This is a genomic window from Pseudonocardia kunmingensis (assembly GCF_006716445.1).
In the GTDB taxonomy this organism is placed as follows: Bacteria; Actinomycetota; Actinomycetes; order Mycobacteriales; family Pseudonocardiaceae; genus Pseudonocardia; species Pseudonocardia kunmingensis.
In genome coordinates, this window is record NZ_VFPA01000001.1 from 1850809 (window position 1) to 1871355 (window position 20547).

Here is a 20547-nt window from a genome sequence, read left to right on the forward strand (position 1 = left end):
GAATCGTGACGATCAGGACTTAACGTACCTGATGTAGATCAAGTACAACGAGGCAGCCCCGCCGAACAGCAAGCCGACCGGCAGGAAGACACCCGTACCCAGCAGTGCGTCCAACCCCCATCCGATCCCTCCGAAGAGGAGGAAGCCGGACAGGAGGTAGGACAGAGCGGTCCACGCGTCGCCCGGTGGTGGCGGTTGAGCACCGCCGCCGCGCGACTGGTCCGGCTCCATCGAGACGGACCATATCAGGCGGGTTAGCAGCTCTTTACCAGGGATGACCTCGACGGACGTCGTGACGGCCCCGCGAGCGCCCGTTTCCGGGCCACGGAGGCGACCGACGTGGCTCTATCGCGCGTAGAAGACCGATCGCCGCGTGACCGGGATCCCAGGGAGACGCCGCTCACACCAGGTCGGGATCACCCGATCGGTGGCTGTCAGAGGTCGACGGCGGGTATCCGGGTGCGCACGAACCCGACGACCTCACCGACGATCCACGCCGCCGTCACGGCGAGCAGGCTGAAGGCGAACGCCCGGTTGTCGAACAGCATGGTCCCCTGGAACAGCAGCAGGAACACCAGCATCACGACGATCTTCACGCCGAACGCGGCCATCGCGCCGATCATCACGCCGGCCGGGGTGGCCCGGGCGGTGCGCGCCATGACCCACGTGCCCAGCCAGCCCAGTGCACCGCCGATCACGGCCCCGACGAGCGCCCCCACGAGGCCGGGACCACCTCGCATCAGGAAGCCGACCACCAGCGCGATCACGGTGACGACGACCGTGATGATGGCCGCGTACCGCTGCATCGCCGCGGCCAGGCGCAGCACGGTGGCGACGTGCGGGGCGTCGGGCTGCGGTTCGGGTGCGGTCGGCTCCGGTGCGGTCATTGTTGTCTGGCCCTCACTCTCGGGATGGCGGAGGCGAGCACGGCCACGACCAGGCCGATCCCCACCACACACAGCACGATGAACGGGTCGTCGATCAGCGCCAGCGCCACCGCGCCGAACGCCAGCAGGCCGGCCCACAGGTAGATCAGCAGCACCGCGCGCCGCTGGCTGTGCCCGATCTCGAGCAGCCGGTGGTGCAGGTGCATCTTGTCCGGCGCGAACGGGCTCATGCCCTTGCGGGTGCGTCGCACGACGGCCATGAGCAGGTCGAGCAGCGGTACGAACACCACCGCGGCCAGCACGATGAGCGGTGCGAACAGCGCCAGCACGTCGGTGGCGTCCGCGCCGATGATGGAGATCTTGCCCGATGCGCTCGTGGTGGCCGCCGCGAGCAGCAGGCCGATGAGCATCGAGCCGGAGTCGCCCATGAAGATCCGGGCGGGGTTGAAGTTGTGCGGCAGGAACCCCAGGCACGCGCCGGCGAGCACGGCCGCGATCAGGGCAGGCGAGTACACGGAGGGGTCGTTGCCGACGCGGCCGACCAGCCCGATCGCGAAGAGCCCCACCGCGGCCGCGGCGATCATCCCGACGCCCGCGGCGAGGCCGTCCAGGCCGTCGACGAAGTTCATCGCGTTGACCAGCGCCACCGTCAGCAGCACCGTCAGCAGCACGCCCTGCTCCTGGCCGAGCACGAGGAGCGAGCCGGACTCCCCCGAGTCGCCGCCGCCCCACGGCACGAAGAACACCGTCCACTGGACGCCGAAGATCACCAGGATGCCGGCGGCCGTGGTCTGGCCCGCGAACTTGGTGAGCGCGTCCAGGTCGTAGCGGTCGTCGAGTGCCCCGACGGCCGCGAGCAGCAGCGCGGCCCCCATGACCCCGACGACCTCGGAGGCGTTGTTGTCGAACGCCAGCCGCAGCGCCGGCAGCTGGTAGGCCATCCCCACGCCGGCGAGCACGCCTCCGAGCATCGCCAGGCCGCCCCAGCGCGGGGTGGGCGTGACGTGCACGTCGCGCTTGCGCGGCCACGCGACCGCGCCGAGGCGGAGCGCGAGCACGCGCACCGGTCCGACCAGCAGGAACGTCACGACCGTCGCCGTCAGACCCGCGAGCAGGAACTCCCGGATCGGCAGGACGAGCGTGGGGACCGCCACGGCAGCGCGGCCGCTAGGGCCGCGGGTAGGCGGGGGCGCGCGCGACGAGCGCGGACACCGCGGCGGCCACGTCGGCCAGCTCCGCATCCCCGGCCGGGGTGCCGTGCTCGGCCCGCACGGCCCGGCCGAGCAGCGCACCGATCTCGGCCATGTCGGTCTCGGTCATGCCCTGCGTGGTGACGCTGGGCGAGCCGACCCGCAGCCCGGACGGCTTGAGCGGCGGGGCCGGGTCGTAGGGGATGGCGTTCTTGTTGAGCGTGATGCGGGCGGCGTCGCAGCGGGTCTCCGCCTGGTCGCCGGTGACGCCGAGCGGCCGCAGGTCCACCAGCGCGAGGTGGGTGTCGGTGCCGCCGGACACGGCGCGCATCCCCTCGGCCTCCAGGCTCTTGGCGAGCGCCTGCGCGTTGCCGATCACCTGGCTCGTGTAGGCCTGGTACTCCGGCTGCGCCGCCTCGCGCATCGCGACCGCCTTGGCCGCCACCGCGTGCATGAGCGGGCCGCCCTGGGCGAACGGGAACACGGCCTTGTCGATGGCCTTCGCGTGCTCGGCCTTCGCGAGCACCATCCCGCCGCGCGGGCCGCGCAGCACCTTGTGCGTGGTGGCCGTGACGACGTCGGCGAACGGCACCGGCGACGGGATCGCCCCGCCGGCGACCAGCCCGATGAAGTGCGCCGCGTCGACCATCAGCTTGGCGCCGACCTCGTCGGCGATCTGGCGGAAGGCGGCGAAGTCGATCAGCCGCGGGTAGGCCGTGGCACCCGCGATGATCATCTTCGGCCGGTGCTCGAGGGCCAGGTCGCGGACCTGGTCGTAGTCGATCAGCTCGCTGTCCTCGCGCACGGTGTAGGACACGGCGTTGAACCACTTGCCGGAGAAGCTGACCTTGCTGCCGTGGGTGAGGTGGCCACCCTGCTTGAGGTCCATCGCGAGCACCGTGTCGCCGGGCCGGGTGAACGCGGCGTACACCGCGAAGTTGGCCGACGCGCCCGAGTGCGGCTGCAGGTTGACGTGCTCGGCGCCGAACAGCTCCCGCGCGCGGGCGTTGCCGATCTCCTCCGCGCGGTCGACGACCTCGCAGCCGCCGTAGTAGCGGCGGCCCGGGTAACCCTCGGCGTACTTGTTGGAGAGCGTGGACCCCAGCGCCGCCAGCACGGCCGGGCTCGTGAGGTTCTCGCTGGCGATGAGCTGCAAGCCGCCGCGCAGCCGGTCCAGCTCGTCGAGCACCACGCCGGCGATCTCCGGGTCCTGGTGCTGCAGCGCGTCGAAGTCCGGGCCCCAGAACGGGGTGCTGTGCTCGCTCACGGTTGAACGGTACCCGCTGCGACCGCCGCGCCCGGCCGGGGCGGTGGCGTGCGATTGGAGCACTGATCGCTGTTGTTGCCGGCGCTCTCGCTCCGTGCCAGACTCGGCCGATGACCGCCGCCGGAGCCCGCGCCCGCGTGCGCGCCGAACTGACCCGTGAGATCGCCGAGGCCGCCCGCCGCCACCTCGCCACGCAGGGCGCGGCCGCGCTCTCCCTGCGTGCGGTGGCCCGCGAGCTCGGCATGGCCTCCTCGGCCGTCTACCGCTACTTCCCCAGCCGCGACGACCTGCTCACCGCCCTGATCATCGACGCGTACGACGCCATCGGCACCGCCGCGGAGCGCGCCGAGTCCGCGGTCGAGCGCGCCGACCTGCGCGGTCGCTGGCACGCGACGTGCCGGGCCGCCCGCGAGTGGGCGGTCGCGCACCCGCACGAGTACGCGCTGGTCTACGGCTCGCCGGTACCCGGCTACGCGGCCCCCGAGGCGACCATCGGGCCGGCGGCGCGGGTCGCGGAGCTGCTGTGCCGGATCGTGGCCGACGGGGTCGCGGCCGGCGCCGTCGATGCCGACCCCGGCGACGGCGCCGACGTGCTCACCCCCGGCGTCGCCGAGCGCCTCGGCCTGCCGCCCACCCTCGGCCCGCGCATCGTCATGGCCTGGAGCGGCCTCTACGGCGCGATCAGCTTCGAGATCTTCGGCCAGACCCACGGCGTGGTGGCCGACCACGAGGCGCACTTCGACGTGGTGGTGGAGCGCCTGGCGGACCTGTTCCCGCTCCCTTGAACACGAGCCCCCGCAACGAACGGCACTTTCGTTGCTTCCTAGCCGACGAGAGTGCCGTTCGTCCGCGGGGCACCGCAGGATCAGGCCGGGAGGACCTCGCGGCCCAGGACCTCCGCCACCTCGGCCGAGGAGACCGCGCCCTCGCGCAGCACACGCGGGTCGTCGCCGGTCAGGTCGATCACCGTGGAGGCGATCGGCTCGCCGGAGGGCCCGCCGTCCAGGTAGACCGCCACCTTGTCGCCGAGCTGCTCCCGCGCCTGCGCGGCCGACGACGCGGGCGGCTGCCCCGAGACGTTCGCGCTGGACACCCCCATCGGGCCGACGTCGCGCAGCAGCTCGAGCGCCACCGGGTGCAGCGGCATCCGCAGCATCACGGTGCCCTTCGTGGAGCCCAGGTCCCACTTCAGCGACGGCGCGTGCCGCAGCACCAGCGAGAGCCCGCCGGGCCAGAACGCCTCGATCAGGTCGCGCGCGGTCTTCGGGACGCCCTGCACCAGGCCGTCGATGGTCGTCCAGGAGCCGACGAGCACCGGGACCGGCATGTCCGGGCCGCGCTGCTTGGCGTTGAGCAGGCCGCGGACCGCCGAGGCGCTGAACGCGTCGCACCCGATGCCGTAGACGGTGTCCGTGGGCAGGACCACCTGGCGGCCCGCGCGCACCGCTCGTGCTGCCGCTGCCAGACCCTCGGCACGCTGGTCGGGATCGGCGCAGTCGTACGTGGAAGCCACGGGCGGAGCCTACTCAGCAGCACCTTGGCTCCAACGTGCGGTCAGAAGCGCCCTCCCACAGCACCTTGGCTCCAAGGTGCGTCAGGGGCGGTCCGTCAGGCGGGGTGGAGGGGGCGGCGGCGGGCCGTGGCGAAGCGGGGGCGGCCGGCCAGGTCGTGGTGCTCCTCGACCTCGGTGAGCACCTTGCGGCGGCGCAACAGCGCGGGGACGGTCTCGCCGTGGGTGTCGTCGTGCTCGATCGCGAGGCCGCCGCCGTAGCGGAGCAGGGCCGCGGACGCCGAGATGACGGCCCGGATGACCTCCAGGCCGTCGGGCCCGCCGAAGACGGCCGCGGGCGGGTCCCAGTCGGTGACCTCCGGCGGCAGCCGGGTGCCGTCCGGGACGTAGGGCGGGTTGCAGAGCACGAGGTCGACGTGCGTCTCCAGCTCGACGAGCAGGTCGGGCCACCGGACGTCCGCCGCGTGCAGGGTGACCGGCGTCCCCCCCGCGGCGACGTGCGCGGCGACGTTGCGCTGCGCCCACGTCAGCGCCGCCGGATCGGCCTCGACGGCGTGCACCCGGGCGTCCGGCCGGCTCGCCGCGACGGCGAGCGCGAGCGCCCCGCTGCCCGTGCACAGGTCCACGACCAGCGGCTGCGCGACGTCGGCGATCTCGCGCAGCCCCCACTCCAGCAGCAGCTCGGTCTCCGGACGGGGGGTGAAGACGCCCGGCCCGACCGCGACCTCGACCGGTCCGAGCACGGCCGTGCCCACGAGGTGCTGCAGTGGTTCGCGGGCGGCACGGCGCTCCACCAGCTCGCGCAGCGCGTCGAGGACGGGCTGGTCGACGAGCGGGTGCAGCATGAGCCGCCCCCGTTCCACGCCCACGACGTGCGCGGCGAGCAGCTCGGCGTCGACCCGGGGCGAGGCGATGCCCGCGGTGGCGAGGGTGCGCTCGGCCTCGAGGATGGCCAACCGCAGCGGCTGCCGCCTCACGACCGGCCCTCCCGAGGCCTCATGAGCCGACCGTCTCCGCGCGTTCCGCGGCCTGCAGGGCGTCGACTACCCCCTGCAGGTCGCCGTCGAGGACCGTCGACAGGTTGTGGGCCTTGTAGCCCACGCGGTGGTCGGAGATCCGGTTCTCCGGGAAGTTGTAGGTGCGGATGCGCTCGGAACGGTCGACCGTGCGCACCTGGGAACGGCGCTGGTCCGACGCCTTCGCCGCCGCCTCCTCCTCGGCGAGGGCCTGCAGCCGCGACCGCAGCACCTCCATCGCCCGGGCCCGGTTCTGCAGCTGCGAACGCTCGTTCTGGCAGCTCACGACGATGCCCGAGGGGAGGTGGGTGATCCGGACGGCGGAGTCGGTGGTGTTGACGCTCTGGCCACCGTGACCCGAGGAGCGGAAGACGTCGACGCGCAGGTCGTTCTCGTCGATCTCGACGTCGGCGTCCTCGCCGGTGTCGGGGTAGACCAGCACCCCCGCGGCGGAGGTGTGGATGCGCCCCTGCGACTCGGTGACGGGCACGCGCTGGACGCGGTGCACGCCGCCCTCGAACTTCAACGCCGACCAGACGCCGTCGGCCACCGGTTCGCGCGAGCGCACCAGCAGCGTGATGTCCTTGACGCCGCCGAGGTCGGACGGCACGGCGTCGAGGACCTGCGTGGACCAGCCGCGGCGTTCGGCGTAGCGCTGGTACATCCGCACGAGGTCGCCCGCGAACAGGGCCGACTCCTCGCCGCCCTCTCCGGACTTGACCTCCATGATGACGTCGTCGCCGTCGTGCGGGTCCCGCGGGACGAGCAGCTCCGCGAGCCGCCGCTCCAGGGCGGGGATGCGCGCGGCGAGCTCGTCGGCCTCCGCGGCGAACGACGGGTCCTCGGCCGCGAGCTCGCGGGCCGCGGCCTCGTCGGCGCGCGCCGCGGAGAGCTCCCTGGCCACGGCCACGATGGGGCCGATCTCGGAGTAGCGACGGCCGAGCTTGCGGGCGGTGGCGGCGTCGGCGTGCACGGCCGGGTCGGCGAGCCGCAGCTCCAGCTCGGCGTGCTCGGCGAGCACGGCCTCCACAGCCGGTGCGCTCATGGCTCCTCCTTCCCCGGTCCGGACACACCGACGGCGCCCACCGTGGTCCGGTGGGCGCCGTCAGGGGAACTACTTCTTGTTGCCGGCCCGCTTGCCGTAGCGCGCCTCGAACCGGGCGACGCGGCCGCCGGAGTCGAGGATCCGCTGCTTGCCGGTGTAGAACGGGTGGCACGCCGAGCAGGTCTCGACCGTCATCTTGCCGCTGGTCTTGGTGCTGCGGGTGGTGAACGAGTTGCCGCAGCCGCAGACGACCTGGGTCTCGACGTACTCGGGGTGGATGCCTGAACGCACGGTGGTTCCTCTCGAAGTGGTGCCGGGTCCCCGTCGGGCGGGGTGAACCGGGACCGGAGCGTGACGCTCCATTCAACCACCCGGGCCGCCGGCGGATTCCCGCGGGCGGTCCGGATCGGCTGGGGTCGGGTCAGTCGTTGTCGGTGCCGGGGGTGCTCTTCGCGACCTGCATCAGGAACTCGATGTTGGTGCGCGTCTTGCGGAGCTGGGTGAGCAGCAGGTCGATGGCCTGCTGGTCGTCCAGCGCGGCGAGCACCCTGCGGAGCTTGACCATGACGGCGTACTCGTCCGGCGACATGATCAGCTCTTCCTTGCGGGTGCCGGAGTCGCCCACGTCGATGGCGGGGAAGACCCGCTTGTCGGCGATGCGGCGGTCCAGCTTGAGCTCGGCGTTGCCGGTGCCCTTGAACTCCTCGAAGATGACCGTGTCCATCGTGGACCCGGTCTCGACCAGCGCCGTGGCGAAGATCGTGAGCGAGCCACCGTCCTCGATGTTGCGCGCCGCGCCGAGGAACCGCTTCGGCGGGTAGAGCGCCGTGGAGTCGACACCACCGGACAGGATGCGCCCGGACGCCGGCGCGGCCAGGTTGTAGGCCCGGCCGAGGCGGGTGATGTTGTCGAGCAGCACGACCACGTCGTGGCCCATCTCGACCAGGCGCTTCGCCCGCTCGATCGACAGCTCCGCGACCGTGGTGTGGTCCGACGGCGGCCGGTCGAACGTGGACGCGATGACCTCGCCCTTCACCGACCGCTGCATGTCGGTGACCTCCTCCGGCCGCTCGTCCACGAGGACGACCATGAGGTGGCACTCCGGGTTGTTGGTGGTGATCGCGTTGGCGATGTTCTGCATGATCGTGGTCTTGCCCGCCTTCGGCGGGGACACGATCAGTGCGCGCTGGCCCTTGCCGACCGGCATCACCAGGTCGATGACGCGGGTGGTCAGCTTGTGCGGCTCGGTCTCCAGGCGCAGCCGCTCGTTCGGGTAGAGCGGGGTGAGCTTGGTGAACTCGGGCCGGTTCCGCGCGGTGTCCGGGTCCTGGCCGTTGATCGAGTCGACGCGGACCAGCGGGTTGAACTTCTGCCGCGACTGCTCGCCCTCGCGGGGCTCGCGCACGGCGCCGGTGATCGCGTCACCGCGGCGCAGACCGTACTTGCGGACCAGCGACAGCGAGACGTAGCAGTCCGTGGGCCCGGACAGGTAGCCGGTGGTGCGGACGAACGCGTAGTTGTCCAGGATGTCGACGATGCCGGCGACCGGCAGCAGCACGTCGCTGTCGCGCACCTCGGTGTCGACGTTGCCCTGGGCGCCGCCACCGCTGCTGCGGTCGCGGTCCCGGCCACGGCGGCGGTCCCGGAAGCGGCGGCCGCGACGGCCCCGGCCGTCACCGTCGTCGTCATCGTCGTCCGGGCGGTTGTCGCGCGGGCCGCGGGTGTCGGCGCGGTTGTCCGGGCGGTCGCCGCGGTTGTCCGGGCGGTCGCCGCGGTTGTCCGGGCGGCTGTCGGCACGGTTGTCGGCGCGGTTGCCACGGCCGGCGTCGCGCTCGCCGCGACCGCCGCCGTCGCGGTCCCCGCGGCCGCCGTCGCGCTCGACGCGGCCCTCGTCGCGGCGGCCCTCGTCACGGCGGCCCTCCTGGCGGGACTCGCCACCGTCACGCGTGCGCTCGCGCGGCCGCTCCTCCACCGGAGCATCGGCGGGAGCCGGCGCGGCGGCGGTGACCTGCTCGGGGGCCTGCCCGGGCTGCTGGGCGGCCTGCTGCTCGGCGCGGTTGCGCCGGCTCTGCCGCGAACGCCGGGTGGGCGCGGGGGCCTCGGTGGACGCGTCCACCTGCGGCGCGCTCGCTGCGGCAGTCGGCTCCGGCTGCTGCGGGGCGGCCTCCGCGACGGGCGCGGAGCCGTTCGCGGCAGGCGCCTCGGCGGCCGGGGCGGGCGCGGCGGCGGACTTCGCCGGCGCTCCCGCGGGTCGCGACGCGGCGCGGCGGCGGCGCGTGGGCGCGGCGGCAGGCGCCGCGTCGCCGGCAGGCGCCGCCTCGGCGGGAGCGGCCTCCGCGGAGACGGTCCCGGTGCCCGGCGTGGTGTCGGTGGCCGGGGCCGCGTCGGCGACCTTCTTGTCGGCGGCCTTCGCGCCGGCGGCCTTCTTCTCGGCGGCCTTCTTCTCGGCGGCAGGCGCGGCGTCCGCAGCGGGCTTCGCGTCCGCGGCGGGCGCCGAGCCGTTCACGGCGGGCGCCTCGGTGGCGCCCGGCGCGGAGGCGGCCGGCACGGAGGCTGCCGGCGCGGAGCCGTTCTCCGTTAGCGGGAGCTGGCCCGACGCCGCCTTCTTGCGGCTCGGCGGCGCGCCCTGCTTCTCCTTGATCGCAGCGATCAGATCGCCCTTCCGCATCCCGGCGGTGCCGGGGATGTTCAGCTCGCCGGCCAGCTGGCGGAGCTCCGCCAGCACCATGCCGGTGAGGCCTCCGCGCTTGCGGGGTGCGGGCGATGCCTCGGTGCTGACGAGATCGGTCTCGCTCACAGATGTCCTTCCTGACCGACCGGGCCTCGAGCCCTGGTCAGCGGGATTCACACACTCGCCCGGACGGTGTGCCGGACGACATGTCGGTCAACGGGTCGCGGGAAGAGCGGCCGCCCCGACAGGCAAGGGCGGCGATCATCGCGACGGTCACGGGAATTGGCCGCTCGGGTCGGAACCGGTCCTGGCGGAGCTGATTGGCAGATCCCGGCTCGAGTGGCCACGCGGATGCCGCGTGGATCGCCGTTGCGGTGCCGAGCGTAGACGTTCCCACCGCACCCCGGCAACAACCCCCTGTGACCGGCGTGCCGGGCGGCCCGGTCAGCCGATCTCCACGCGGGCGCCGGTGGCGTCGACGGGCAGCGGGAGGGCCGTGAAGCCGTCCAGCGCCACGTCGGCCGGGAGGGTGCCGTCGACGGGCAGTGCGAGCACCGTGGGCCCGGCTCCGGAGATCGCGGCCGGGACGCCCCGCTCGCGCAGCGCGTCCACCAGGTCCGCCGAAGCCGGGTAGGCCGGACGGCGGTAGCCCTGGTGCAGCCGGTCCTCGGTGGCGGGCAGCAACAGCTCGGGACGCTGGGTGAAGGCCAGCACCGCGAGCGCGGTCCTGCTGCCGGTGAAGGCGGCGTCCACCAGCGGAACCCGCTCGGGCAGGAGCCCGCGGGTGGTGCTGGTGAGCGACTCGGTCCCCGCGACGAGCGCCACCGGGCGGATGCCCGGGTGCGCATCGAGCCGTACAGCGTGGAACCGCTCGGCGGTATTCCCGGGCGTCTCCCAGGCCACCACGAAACCGCCGAGCAGGCTGGCCGCCGCGTTGTCGGCGTGGCCCTCCATCCCGGCCGCGACCTGCAGGACCGTGTCGCGCTCCAGCTCGACGTCGCGCCCGGCGAGCACCACGGCCGCGACGGCGCCGGCCACCGCGGCCGCCGCGGAGCTGCCGAGCCCGCGCGAGTGCGGGATGGCGTTGCGGCAGCGCAGCCGCAGCCCCGACGGTGCGTCGCCGACGATGTTCCAGGCCGTGCGCATCGCCTTGACGACGAGGTGGCTCTCGTCGCACGGCACGCGACCCGCCCCCTCGCCCCCGACGTCGACCGTGAGGCCGTCCGCAGCCACGGACGCCTCGATCTCGTCGTGGAGCCCGAGCGCGAGCCCGAGGGCGTCGAAGCCGGGGCCGAGGTTCGCCGACGACGCCGGCACCCGCACCCGGACCTCCGACGGGCGCCCCATCAGCGCTCACCCGCCTTCGGCGGTCGTGGGTGGATATGGGTGTTGCAGCACTCGTACCCGTTCACGGGACCGGAGGTCACGCGAGTTCCAGGGCGGCGGCGACGGCGGCCGGGTCGATCGGCACCACCGTGGGCTCCGGCGCGGCGAGCAGGGCCGTGTCGGGGTCCTTCAGGCCGTGGCCGGTGACGGTGCACACGACCAGCGACCCGCGCGGCAGCGTGCCGTCGGCCGCCGACTGCAGCAGCCCGGCGACGCTGGCCGCGGAGGCGGGCTCGACGAACACGCCCTCCTGCGCCGACAGCAGCCGGTAGGCCGCCAGGATCTCGTCGTCGGTGACGGCGGCGAACCGCCCGTGCGACTCGTCGCGCGCCGCGACGGCGGGCCCCCAGGACGCCGGCGCGCCGATCCGGATGGCCGTGGCGATCGTCTCCGGCGCCGTGACGGGCTCGCCGTGCACCAGCGGGGCCGCCCCGGCGGCCTGGAACCCGAACATCCGCGGCGCCGCGGTGATCAGCCCGTCCGCGAGGTACGCGCGGTAGCCGGCCCAGTACGCGGTGATGTTGCCGGCGTTCCCGACGGGCAGGCAGTGCACATCGGGTGCGCGGCCGAGCTCGTCGCAGATCTCGTAGGCCGCGCTGGCCTGACCGGCGATCCGCGCGGGGTTCACGGAGTTGACGAGCGCGGTGACCGGGAAGTCGGCCGCGGTCTTGCGGGCGAGCTCGAGGCAGTCGTCGAAGTTGCCGTCGATCTGCAGGATCCGGGCGCCGTGCGCCACGGCCTGCGCCAGCTTCCCGAGCGCGATCTTGCCCTGCGGCACGAGGACCGCGCAGGTCAGGCCCGCGCGCGTGGCGTAGGCGGCGGCCGATGCGGAGGTGTTGCCGGTGGACGCGCAGAGCACGCCCTGCTTGCCCTGCGCGAGCGCGTCGGTGACGGCGACGGTCATCCCGCGGTCCTTGAACGAGCCCGTGGGGTTGGCCCCGTCGACCTTGAGGAACACCTCGCAGCCGGTCTGTCCGGACAGGTGCGGAGCCCGCAGCAGCGGGGTGCCGCCCTCCCCCAGCGTGACGACCGTCCAGTCCGGCTGCACCGGCATCCGGTCGCGGTAGGCCTCGATCACACCGGGCCAACGGGTGAGCCCCTGCATGGCAGTCATACCGCCGCTCCCTTCCGGCCCAGGTCCTCGACCCGCAGCACGCTGTGGACGCCGTGCACGACGTCGAGCCCGGCCAGCACGTCCACCGTGGCGGCCAGCGCGGCCTCGGGCGCCTTGTGCGTGACCACGACGATGCGGGCGGACTCGCTTCCGTTGCCCTCACCGGTCTGGCGCGCCGCGGCGATGCTGACGCCGTGCCGGGCGAACTCCCCGGTGATCGTGGAGAGCACGCCCGCGCGGTCGGCCACCTCGAGGCTCACGTGGTAGCGCGTGGGCAGCGTGCCGATCGGGCGGACGGGCAGGCTCGCGTAGGCCGACTCCCGCGGTCCGCGCCCGCCCAGCACCCGGTTGCGGGCCACCGCCACGAGGTCGCCGAGCACCGCGCTCGCCGTGGGGGCGCCGCCCGCGCCCTGCCCGTAGAACATCAGCTGGCCCGCGGCCTCGGCCTCGACGAACACGGCGTTGAACGCGCCGTCCACGGACGCGAGCGGGTGCGTGTCCGGGATCATCGCGGGGTAGACGCGCACCGACACCGACTCGGGGCCGGAGGAGTCGGCGGCCGTGCGTTCGCAGATCGCCAGCAGCTTGATCACGCAGCCCATGCCGGTGGCGGCCGCGATGTCGGCAGCCGCGACCGCGCGGATGCCCTCGCAGTGCACGTCGGCCGACGCGACCCGGGTGTGGAACGCCAGCGACGCGAGGATCGCCGCCTTGGAGGCGGCGTCGTAGCCGTCGACGTCGGCGCTCGGGTCGGCCTCGGCGTAGCCCAGCCGCGTGGCCTCCTCGAGCGCGTCGGCGTAGCTCGCCCCCGACGCGGTCATCGCGGAGAGGATGAAGTTGGTGGTGCCGTTGACGATGCCCGCGACGCGCGTGATGCGGTCCCCGGCGAGGGACTCGCGCAACGGGCGCACCAGCGGGATCGCCCCGGCGACGGCCGCCTCGTAGTAGAGGTCGGCGCCGGTGGCGTCGGCGGCCTCGGCGAGCGCGGGGCCGTCCTCGGCGAGCAGCGCCTTGTTGGCCGTGACGACGGACTTCCCGGCCTTGAGCGCCTCCAGCAGCAGCGTGCGCGCCGGCTCGATGCCCCCGATCACCTCGACGACGACGTCGACGTCCTCGCGCGTGACGAGGCCGGTGGCGTCGGTGGTGATCAGATCACCCAGCTCGGGGTGCTTGTGCGGGCGGCGGACGGCGACACCGACCAGCTCGACCGGGGCGCCCGCACGTGCGGTGAGCTCGTCGGCCTGCTCGCGCAGCAGCCGCACCACCTCGCCGCCGACGGTGCCGCAGCCCAGCATGGCGACGCGGACGGGTTTCACAGCCACCCCCCGATCATCGCCGGTGCCCGCGGGGCCCGGACGCGCGGGTGGGCGCGCTGTGCCGTCGGCTCGCTCGCAAGCCCGCTCACCCCGAACCGACCTCGAGCCGGAACTGGTCCTCGAGCGTCTCCCGGCGCAGCAGCAGCCGCGCCTGCCCGTCCCGCACGGCCACGACCGCGGGTCGCGGCAGCCGGTTGTAGGAGCTGGCCATCGAGTAGCAGTAGGCACCGGTGGCCGCCACCGCGATCAGGTCACCGGGGGCGAGGTCGGCGGGCAGCCAGCAGTCGCGCACCACGATGTCCCCGCTCTCGCAGTGCTTGCCGACCACCCGCGACAGCGCCGCGTCGCCGGTGCCGTCGCGCTGCGAGGAGCGCGAGACGAGCCGGCAGTCGTACACGGCGTCGTAGAGCGCGGTGCGGATGTTGTCGCTCATCCCGCCGTCCACGCTGACGTAGCGCCGTGACGTCCCGCCCAGCGGCACGTCCTTGAGGGTTCCGACCGTGTAGAGCGTGATCCCGGCGGGTCCGGCGATCGCCCGGCCCGGCTCCACCGCGAGGTGCGGCACGTCCAGGTCCTCGGCGTGGCACTCCCGCTTGACGATGCCGCGCAGCTCCTCGGCCAGCTCGGGAACGTCGACCGGGGTCTCCTGCGCGCGGTAGGCGATGCCGAACCCGCCGCCGAGGTCGAGGGTGGTGAGCGCGGCCAGCGCGTCCCCGCCGTGCTCCTTGTGCAGCCGTGCGAGGAAGCGCACGACGCGGTGCGCGGCCACCTCGAAGCCCTCGGTGTCGAAGATCTGGCTGCCGATGTGGCTGTGCAGGCCGTCCAGCACCAGCCCGTCGGCCGCGAGGACGCGCCGCACGGCCTCGGCCGCCGCGCTCGCCTCCCCGCCCGCGATGGAGAAGCCGAACTTCTGGTCCTCGTGGGCGGTGGCGATGAACTCGTGCGTGTGCGCCTCGACGCCGACGGTCAGGCGCACCATCACCGGCACCCGCACGCCGCGCTCGCGGGCGATCGCGTCCAGGCGGGCGATCTCGTGGAACGAGTCGAGCACCACCCGGCCCACGCCCGCCTCCACGGCCGCGACGAGCTCCTCGGTGGACTTGTTGTTGCCGTGCAGCGCGATCCGCTCGGCCGGGAACCCGGCGCGCAGCGCGACGGCGAGCTCGCCGCCGCTCGCGACGTCCAGGCTCAGGCCCTCCTCGGCCACCCAGCGGGCCACCTCGACGGACAGGAACGCCTTCGCCGCGTAGTGCACCGCGTGCGCCCCGAACGCGGCCGCGAACTCGGCGGCGCGGGAGCGGAAGTCGCCCTCGTCGACCACGAACAGCGGGGTGCCGTAGCGCTCGGCGAGGTCGCGGACGTCGACGCCCGCGACCTCCAGCGCGCCGTCCTCGGAGCGGGCGGCGTTCCGCGGCCAGACGGCGGGCGCGAGCTCGTCGAGCCCGGCCGCGTCCGACGGGCGGTGGCCCGCGGTCTCCGGGGGTACCGAGATGCCGGCGTGGAGTGGGCCGGCGGGATGGGCGTTCATGATTCAGCCTCTTGATCGGCGGGTCGGCGCGTACTCGGGCGTGTCCGGCGCGGTGTCGCGCCGAACCGCCGGTCACGGCCGGTGTTCACATCCGCTCCGGCGCCGAGACCCCGAGCAGGCCGAGCCCGTTGGCGAACACCTGGCGCGCGGCGACGCACAGCGCCAGCCGGGCCCGGTGCAGGTCGCCGACCTCCTCGTCGCCCATCGGCAGCACCCGGCACGAGTCGTAGAACTTGTGGTAGGCGCTGGCCAGCTGCTCCAGGTAGCGGGCCACCCGGTGCGGCTCGCGCAGCTCGGCCGCCGTGGCCACGACGCCGGGGAACTCGCCGATCGTGCGGATCAGGTCGCCTTCGCGCGGGTGCTCCAGCAGGCCGAACGCGTCACCGGGCTCGACGCCGAGGTCGGCGGCGTTGCGGGCGAGCGAGGCCAGGCGGGCGTGGGCGTACTGGACGTAGAAGACCGGGTTGTCGTTCGAGCGCTTGACCAGCAGGTCCAGGTCGATGTCCAGCGGCGAGTCGACCGAGGAGCGCACCAGCGAGTAGCGGGCCGCGTCCACGCCGACGGCCTCGACGAGGTCGTCCATCGTGACGGTGTTGCCCGCGCGCTTGCTCATCCGCACCGGCTTGCCGTCCTTGACCAGGTTGACCAGCTGCCCGATCAGCACCTCGACCACGCCCGGGTCGTCACCGAACGCCGCGGCGGCCGCCTTGAGCCTGCCGATGTAGCCGTGGTGGTCGGCGCCGAGCATGTAGATGCACAGGTCGAAGCCGCGCGAGCGCTTGTCGCGCAGGTAGGCCAGGTCGCCCGCGATGTAGGCGGGGTTGCCGTCGCTCTTGATGACCGGCCGGTCCTTGTCGTCGCCGAAGTCCTTGGACCGCAGCCACCACGCACCGTCGGCGAAGTAGAGGCTGCCGGAGTCCTTCAGCCGCTGCACCGCAGCATCGACCGCACCCGACTCGTACAGCGACTGCTCGTGGAAGAACACGTCGAAGTCGGTGCCGAACTCGTGCAGCGTGCGCTTGATGCTGTCGAACATCCGCCCGACGCCCACGCGGCGGAACACCTCGTCGCGCTCGGCCTCGGGGAGGTCGAGCACACCCGGCTCGGCCGCGACGACGTCCTGGGCGACCTCGCCGATGTAGGCGCCCGCGTACCCGTTCTCCGGCGTCGGCCGACCCGCCGCCGCCGCCACCAGCGACGCGACGAACCGGTCGATCTGCGCGCCGGCGTCGTTGAAGTAGTACTCGCGGGTGACCTTCGCCCCACGTGCGGTCAGCACCCGTCCCAGCGCGTCGCCTGCGGCGGCCCACCGCGTGGCGCCCATGTGCAGCGGGCCCGTCGGGTTCGCCGAGACGAACTCGAGGTTGACGTTGCGGCCGGCGTACTCGTCACCGCTGCCGTAGCCCACGCCTGCGGACAGCACCTCGCCGACCACCGCACCCTGCGCGTCGGCCGCCAGCCGGAGGTTGATGAACCCCGGCCCCGCGACCTCCGCGCTCGCGACGCCCGGCCGCCCGGCCAGTTCCTCGACGAGCCAGCCCGCCAGGTCCCGCGGTGCGACCCCGGCCTTCTTGGCCGTGCGCATCGCCACGTTGGTGGCGTAGTCGCCGTGCTCCGGGTTGCGCGGGCGCTCCACCGTGACGTCGGCGGGCAGCGCCGCGAGGTCCAGGCCGCGTCGCGCCAGCACGTCGGACGCAGCGGCACGGACCAGTTCGGCGAGCAGGGCGGGAGTCACCGCTCAAGGATAGGAGGTGCTGCTCACCGGTTTCTCAGGTGGCGTTCGTAGACTGCGGGATCGCAAGGGCTGTCCGGGTGACGGCCGCGCGCATCCCGATTCCGAGGTCTGGACGTTTCATGGTCAGCGGCAAGACGAGCAAGCGGTCCCGCAGCTCCCGCACGAAGGTGGTCCAGCAGAAGGCCACGCCGTGGGGGCTGATCGCCGCGGTCGTCGTGGTGGCGCTCTTCGCGGGCGCGGTCTTCGGCTACGCGTTCATGCGCAACGAGGAGAACCAGGCGCAGGCGGACGCGATGGCGCCCTTCACGCCGAGCGCGCAGAACCAGGACCCGTCCACCCAGATCACCGGTGTCGAGGTCCTCCCGTTCGAGGGCGGCGTGCACGTCGACGGGGCCACGCAGGTCGCGTACACGCACTCCCCGCCGATGGGCGGCGCGCACGACTACGCCTGGGCCGCGTGCAACGGCGTCGTGTACCCGGAAGCGGTGCGCAGCGAGAACATGGTCCACTCCCTCGAGCACGGCACGGTCTGGATCACCTACAACCCCGACCAGGTCAGCGGGGAGGCGCTCGACACCCTGCGCAGCAAGGTGGAGGGCCAGCCCTACACGATGCTGTCGCCCTACCCCGGGCTCGACCGCCCGATCTCGCTGCAGTCCTGGGGCCACCAGCTGAAGCTGGACGACGCGAACGACCCGCGGATCGACCAGTTCATCACCGCGCTGCGGCTCAACCAGTACCAGCACCCCGAGCCCGGGGCCAGCTGCAACGAGGCCAACGGCTTCTCCCAGGACTCCCCGCCCGCGTTCGCACCCCCGCCCGCCCCGGGCACCCCGGGCGCCTACCCCGAGACGCTGCAGGCGCAGCAGGCGCCCGCAGCGGGGTCGTGATGGGAGGGGTGAGCACGCCCACGGCGCCCGCCACCACCCCGCCCGACCCCGCCCCGCGGGAGGCGGACTGGATCCGCCCGGCGCTCGCGGTCGTCGCCGCCGTCGGGCTCCTCCTGCTCGGCGCGGCAGGCGGGCTCCTGCTCGGCATGCCCGGCTCGTCGGGTCCGGTCGTGCCGGAGCGCGACTCCGTCGACGTCGGCTTCGCGCAGGACATGACCGTGCACCACCAGCAGGCCGTGACGATGGCCTCCTGGGAGCGCGACCACACCAGCGACCCCGTTCTGCACCAGCTCGCCTCCGACATCGAGGCCACGCAGGAGGCGCAGATCGGCCGCATGCAGGGCTGGCTCGAGCTGTGGGGTGCCGCGTCGCTGCCCAGCGGCGGGCACATGGCGTGGATGACCGAGCCGGGACACGACCACGCGGCCACGAGCGCGAGCGGCGTCGCCACCATGCCGGGGATGGCCAGCGACGACGAGCTCGCCGCCCTGCGCGCCGCCACCGGCCCCGAGCTCGACGTCCTGTTCCTGCAGCTGATGCTCCGCCACCACCAGGGCGGGGCGAGCATGCTCTCCTACGCCGCCGAGCACGCCGTGGTGCCGCAGGTCCGCAACCTGGCCGAGCAGATGCACCGCTCGCAGTCGGTGGAGACCGACTACCTGCGCGGGCTGCTCACCGAGCGCGGGGGGCAGCCCCTGCCGTTGTAGATCCCGGCGTGCGCTAGGGTTGTGCCATCGCACGGCCCCCGTAGCTCAGGGGATAGAGCACCGCCCTCCGGAGGCGGGAGCGCAGGTTCGAATCCTGCCGGGGGCACCAGCACGGTGACCACACAGAACGGCCTCTCACCTGGGACGACAGGGTGAGGGGCCGATCTTGTCGTCTCCGGCCGCGGCGGCCGTACCCGGCTGACTGTGCCCGATGCGTGCCTCGGGATGCCGGCCACGGAAGAGAACGTGCGCCGGAAATGGTGCTCGCTCGTCCGCGCGCACCTGCCCAGCACGGCGACGTCCACCGGATCACCAGCTTTGACGGCGTCCTCGACGAGGTCCAGCGCTGCGTTGAAGCCTTCCAGCACCAGCGGTCTCCTTCCGTGACGCGGCCATCGTCGAGCAGGCCGGGGCACCTGAACCCGACCGCGACGGTGCCGGATCGATCATCGTGTCCGCAGACGACGTACGACGACCCGCACGCTGTCAGCGGCTTCACCGATCAGGATTCCTCCGCCACGTCGTCAGCTCTGGTAGCTGCTCGCACCGGTGGAAGGATTGACGACCATGACCCACGCCAGACCGCTGGGCGCCGACGGGGCCACGTTCCTCGCGGCGGTCCGCTCGGGCGACCCGGCGCGGTTCGCGCTCATCACGGAGCGCCACCGGCGTGAGCTGCAGGTGCACTGCTACCGGATGCTCGCGAACTACCAGGACGCCCAGGACATGACGCAGGAGACGTTCCTGCGGGCGTGGAACAAGCGGGAGTCGTTCAAGGGCCACGCCGCGCTGCGGACCTGGCTGTACCGGATCGCGACGAACGCCTGTCTCGACTTCCTGGAGAAGCGCAATGACCGCACACCCGTACCGTCCGGGCTGGCGGACCCCGGCTCCGAGGTGCTGTACCTGCAGCCCTACCCCGACCGGATGCTCCCCGAGGACCCGCAGGAATCGGTGGTGGCGCGGGAGACGATCGAGCTGGCGTTCATCGTCGCCGTCCAGCACCTCCCGCCGCGGCAGCGGGCGGTGCTCATCCTGCGCGACGTCCTCGGCTGGCCGGCGTCGACGGCAGCCGACGCCCTCGAGCTGACCGTCGCATCGGTGACCAGCGCACTGCAGCGGGCGCGCGCCACGATGCGCTCGCAGCTGCCCGACCGCCGCCTCGACTGGCGCAGCCCCGCCACCCACGAGCTGTCGGACGACGAGCGCGGCGTGGTGAAGGCGTACATCGACGCCCATGAGCAGGGCGACCTCGACGGGCTGACGTCCCTGCTGCGCGACGAGCTGCGCTTCGCGATGCTGCCCGAGATGGGCACCGTGCCCATGACGGCCGAGGACGCGGTGGGCGGCTGGGTCTCCGGTGGGCTCTTCCAGCGCGGCCACGACGACTGGCGCGGTACCACCACGACGGTCAACCGCATGCCGGCCGCCGCGCTGTACCTGCGCGCCCCCGGCGACCCGGAGTACCGGTTGTTCGCCATCGCGGTCCTGCACATCGTCGACGGGAAGATCGCCGAGCTCACCGGGTTCGACGCCACCGACGAACCATGGCTGGGCCTGCCCCCGACGCTGTGAAGGCACGAGCCGTGCTCATCGCCGCGTCTCGTACCGGGTCAGCACCGCGCCGCCGGGGAACGTCCGCATCTCCACCAGGTTCAGGTTCACCCAGCTGTCCAGCGCCGTGAAGAACGGCGTGCCGCCACCCACCAGGACCGGGTGGGTGACCAGGGCGTACTCGTCGATCAGCCCGGCCCGCATGGCCGCCCCGGCGAGCGTTGCGCCGCCGATGCCCATCGGGCCGCCGTCCTCGGCCTTGAGCCGGGTGATCTCGGCGACCGCGTCGCCGGTGACCAGGCGGGTGTTCCAGTCGACCTCGTCGATCGTCGAGGAGAACACCACCTTCGGCGTGTCCCGCCAGTTCCGCGCGAACTCGATCTCCGCCGGGGTGGCGCCGGGCTGCTGGTCGCCGGTCGGCCAGTAGGAGCTCATCGACTCCCACAGCTTGCGCCCGTACAGCGACAGATCGCTCGCCAACTCGTGGTCGAGCCAGAACTGGAACAGCTCGTCGCTCGGCCCACCGTGCGCGCCGGAGTCCCCGGCGCTCCAGCCGATGTCGTCGCCGGGCGCGGCGATGTAGCCGTCCAGCGTCAGGTTCATGCCGAAGATCAGTTTCCGCATCGTGCCCGCCTCCTGTGAGTCGATCTCACACGTACAGACGGTCGCGGCGTGGAAACCTGATCGGTGCGCGATCTGCGTCCGCAGCCGGTCCGGAACGGGATCCGCAC

At 73.3% G+C, this 20547-nt stretch carries 19 protein-coding genes and 1 tRNA gene; 5 read left to right on the forward strand and 15 right to left on the reverse strand.

The genetic code is table 11. The annotated features are described in order from the left end of the window. Positions 1-12: 12 nt before the first annotated feature. The 4 genes from FB558_RS08755 to FB558_RS08770 form a co-directional block, all read right to left on the reverse strand. A complete protein-coding gene (locus FB558_RS08755; protein WP_142050115.1) occupies positions 13-231 on the reverse strand; it encodes a hypothetical protein in 219 nt (72 codons plus the stop codon). 203 nt (positions 232-434) lie between these two features. Then, complete coding sequence (locus FB558_RS08760) at positions 435-887, reverse strand: Cg1360 family ATP-synthase-associated protein (RefSeq protein WP_142050118.1); 453 nt, start codon at positions 885-887, stop codon at positions 435-437. Next, positions 884-2041: a glycosyltransferase family 4 protein gene (locus FB558_RS08765; RefSeq protein WP_246106327.1), complete on the reverse strand. Its 1158-nt coding sequence runs from the start codon at positions 2039-2041 to the stop codon at positions 884-886. The genes FB558_RS08760 and FB558_RS08765 overlap by 4 nt, the downstream gene beginning before the upstream one ends. Before the next feature lie 13 nt (positions 2042-2054). After that, positions 2055-3344, reverse strand: a complete 1290-nt coding sequence (locus FB558_RS08770) for a serine hydroxymethyltransferase (protein WP_142050123.1) — start codon at positions 3342-3344, stop codon at positions 2055-2057. 110 nt (positions 3345-3454) lie between these two features. Between FB558_RS08770 and FB558_RS08775 the strand changes: the two genes are divergently transcribed. After that, the gene (locus FB558_RS08775) at positions 3455-4129 is read left to right on the forward strand and encodes a TetR/AcrR family transcriptional regulator (RefSeq protein WP_142050126.1); all 675 of its coding nucleotides are present in this window, start codon (positions 3455-3457) and stop codon (positions 4127-4129) included. Between the two features lie 80 nt (positions 4130-4209). Here the strand turns inward: FB558_RS08775 and FB558_RS08780 are convergent, their stop codons facing one another. From FB558_RS08780 to argS, 10 genes are all read right to left on the reverse strand, one after another. Beyond that, positions 4210-4857: an L-threonylcarbamoyladenylate synthase gene (locus FB558_RS08780; RefSeq protein ID WP_142050129.1), complete on the reverse strand. Its 648-nt coding sequence runs from the start codon at positions 4855-4857 to the stop codon at positions 4210-4212. A gap of 95 nt (positions 4858-4952) precedes the next feature. Continuing rightward, positions 4953-5831: a peptide chain release factor N(5)-glutamine methyltransferase gene (gene prmC / locus FB558_RS08785; RefSeq protein WP_142050132.1), complete on the reverse strand. Its 879-nt coding sequence runs from the start codon at positions 5829-5831 to the stop codon at positions 4953-4955. A gap of 19 nt (positions 5832-5850) precedes the next feature. Then, the gene (prfA, locus tag FB558_RS08790; RefSeq protein WP_142050135.1) at positions 5851-6915 is read right to left on the reverse strand and encodes a peptide chain release factor 1; all 1065 of its coding nucleotides are present in this window, start codon (positions 6913-6915) and stop codon (positions 5851-5853) included. A gap of 69 nt (positions 6916-6984) precedes the next feature. Beyond that, the gene (gene rpmE, locus FB558_RS08795) at positions 6985-7206 is read right to left on the reverse strand and encodes a 50S ribosomal protein L31 (RefSeq protein ID WP_142050139.1); all 222 of its coding nucleotides are present in this window, start codon (positions 7204-7206) and stop codon (positions 6985-6987) included. A gap of 130 nt (positions 7207-7336) precedes the next feature. Continuing rightward, complete coding sequence (rho, locus tag FB558_RS08800) at positions 7337-9712, reverse strand: transcription termination factor Rho (RefSeq protein ID WP_142050142.1); 2376 nt, start codon at positions 9710-9712, stop codon at positions 7337-7339. A gap of 318 nt (positions 9713-10030) precedes the next feature. Then, positions 10031-10933 (reverse strand): homoserine kinase, encoded by a 903-nt coding sequence (gene thrB / locus FB558_RS08805; protein WP_142050145.1) that lies wholly within the window; start codon positions 10931-10933, stop codon positions 10031-10033. Positions 10934-11009: 76 nt separating this feature from the next. After that, positions 11010-12086 carry a threonine synthase gene (gene thrC / locus FB558_RS08810; protein WP_170231242.1) on the reverse strand — a complete coding sequence of 359 codons (1077 nt, stop codon included), beginning with the start codon at positions 12084-12086 and terminating at the stop codon, positions 11010-11012. Beyond that, a complete protein-coding gene (locus FB558_RS08815) occupies positions 12083-13408 on the reverse strand; it encodes a homoserine dehydrogenase (RefSeq protein ID WP_142050149.1) in 1326 nt (441 codons plus the stop codon). The genes thrC and FB558_RS08815 overlap by 4 nt, the downstream gene beginning before the upstream one ends. Before the next feature lie 79 nt (positions 13409-13487). Beyond that, positions 13488-14930: a diaminopimelate decarboxylase gene (gene lysA / locus FB558_RS08820; RefSeq protein WP_142050152.1), complete on the reverse strand. Its 1443-nt coding sequence runs from the start codon at positions 14928-14930 to the stop codon at positions 13488-13490. Between the two features lie 85 nt (positions 14931-15015). Next, positions 15016-16665: an arginine--tRNA ligase gene (gene argS / locus FB558_RS08825; protein WP_142050155.1), complete on the reverse strand. Its 1650-nt coding sequence runs from the start codon at positions 16663-16665 to the stop codon at positions 15016-15018. 119 nt (positions 16666-16784) lie between these two features. On the opposite strand from argS, the gene FB558_RS08830 reads away from it, so the two are divergent. From FB558_RS08830 to FB558_RS08845, 4 genes are all read left to right on the forward strand, one after another. Next, positions 16785-17555: a thioredoxin-like domain-containing protein gene (locus FB558_RS08830; protein WP_142050158.1), complete on the forward strand. Its 771-nt coding sequence runs from the start codon at positions 16785-16787 to the stop codon at positions 17553-17555. After that, complete coding sequence (locus tag FB558_RS08835) at positions 17555-18262, forward strand: DUF305 domain-containing protein (RefSeq protein WP_142050161.1); 708 nt, start codon at positions 17555-17557, stop codon at positions 18260-18262. Before FB558_RS08830 ends, FB558_RS08835 begins: the two co-directional genes overlap by 1 nt. A gap of 34 nt (positions 18263-18296) precedes the next feature. Next, positions 18297-18371: transfer RNA gene (locus FB558_RS08840), tRNA-Arg, on the forward strand. 458 nt (positions 18372-18829) lie between these two features. Then, entirely contained in the window at positions 18830-19837 is a 1008-nt protein-coding gene (locus tag FB558_RS08845) for an RNA polymerase subunit sigma-70 (protein ID WP_142050164.1), read from the forward strand. Between the two features lie 15 nt (positions 19838-19852). Here the strand turns inward: FB558_RS08845 and FB558_RS08850 are convergent, their stop codons facing one another. Next, positions 19853-20440: a dihydrofolate reductase family protein gene (locus FB558_RS08850; protein ID WP_142050166.1), complete on the reverse strand. Its 588-nt coding sequence runs from the start codon at positions 20438-20440 to the stop codon at positions 19853-19855. Positions 20441-20547 lie beyond the last annotated feature (107 nt).

Excerpts from the sequence above, each read along its gene's own strand:
- FB558_RS08830 (WP_142050158.1), top strand. The coding sequence starts at position 16,785 with ATGGTCAGCGGCAAGACGAGCAAGCGGTCCCGCAGCTCCCGCACGAAG.
- FB558_RS08850 (WP_142050166.1), bottom strand. The coding sequence starts at position 20,440 with ATGCGGAAACTGATCTTCGGCATGAACCTGACGCTGGACGGCTACATC.
- FB558_RS08845 (WP_142050164.1), top strand. The coding sequence starts at position 18,830 with ATGACCCACGCCAGACCGCTGGGCGCCGACGGGGCCACGTTCCTCGCG.
- thrB (WP_142050145.1), bottom strand. The coding sequence starts at position 10,933 with ATGGGGCGCCCGTCGGAGGTCCGGGTGCGGGTGCCGGCGTCGTCGGCG.
- FB558_RS08760 (WP_142050118.1), bottom strand. The coding sequence starts at position 887 with ATGACCGCACCGGAGCCGACCGCACCCGAACCGCAGCCCGACGCCCCG.
- lysA (WP_142050152.1), bottom strand. The coding sequence starts at position 14,930 with ATGAACGCCCATCCCGCCGGCCCACTCCACGCCGGCATCTCGGTACCC.
- thrC (WP_170231242.1), bottom strand. The coding sequence starts at position 12,086 with ATGACTGCCATGCAGGGGCTCACCCGTTGGCCCGGTGTGATCGAGGCC.
- FB558_RS08755 (WP_142050115.1), bottom strand. The coding sequence starts at position 231 with ATGGAGCCGGACCAGTCGCGCGGCGGCGGTGCTCAACCGCCACCACCG.
- FB558_RS08775 (WP_142050126.1), top strand. The coding sequence starts at position 3,455 with ATGACCGCCGCCGGAGCCCGCGCCCGCGTGCGCGCCGAACTGACCCGT.
- prfA (WP_142050135.1), bottom strand. The coding sequence starts at position 6,915 with ATGAGCGCACCGGCTGTGGAGGCCGTGCTCGCCGAGCACGCCGAGCTG.
- FB558_RS08835 (WP_142050161.1), top strand. The coding sequence starts at position 17,555 with ATGGGAGGGGTGAGCACGCCCACGGCGCCCGCCACCACCCCGCCCGAC.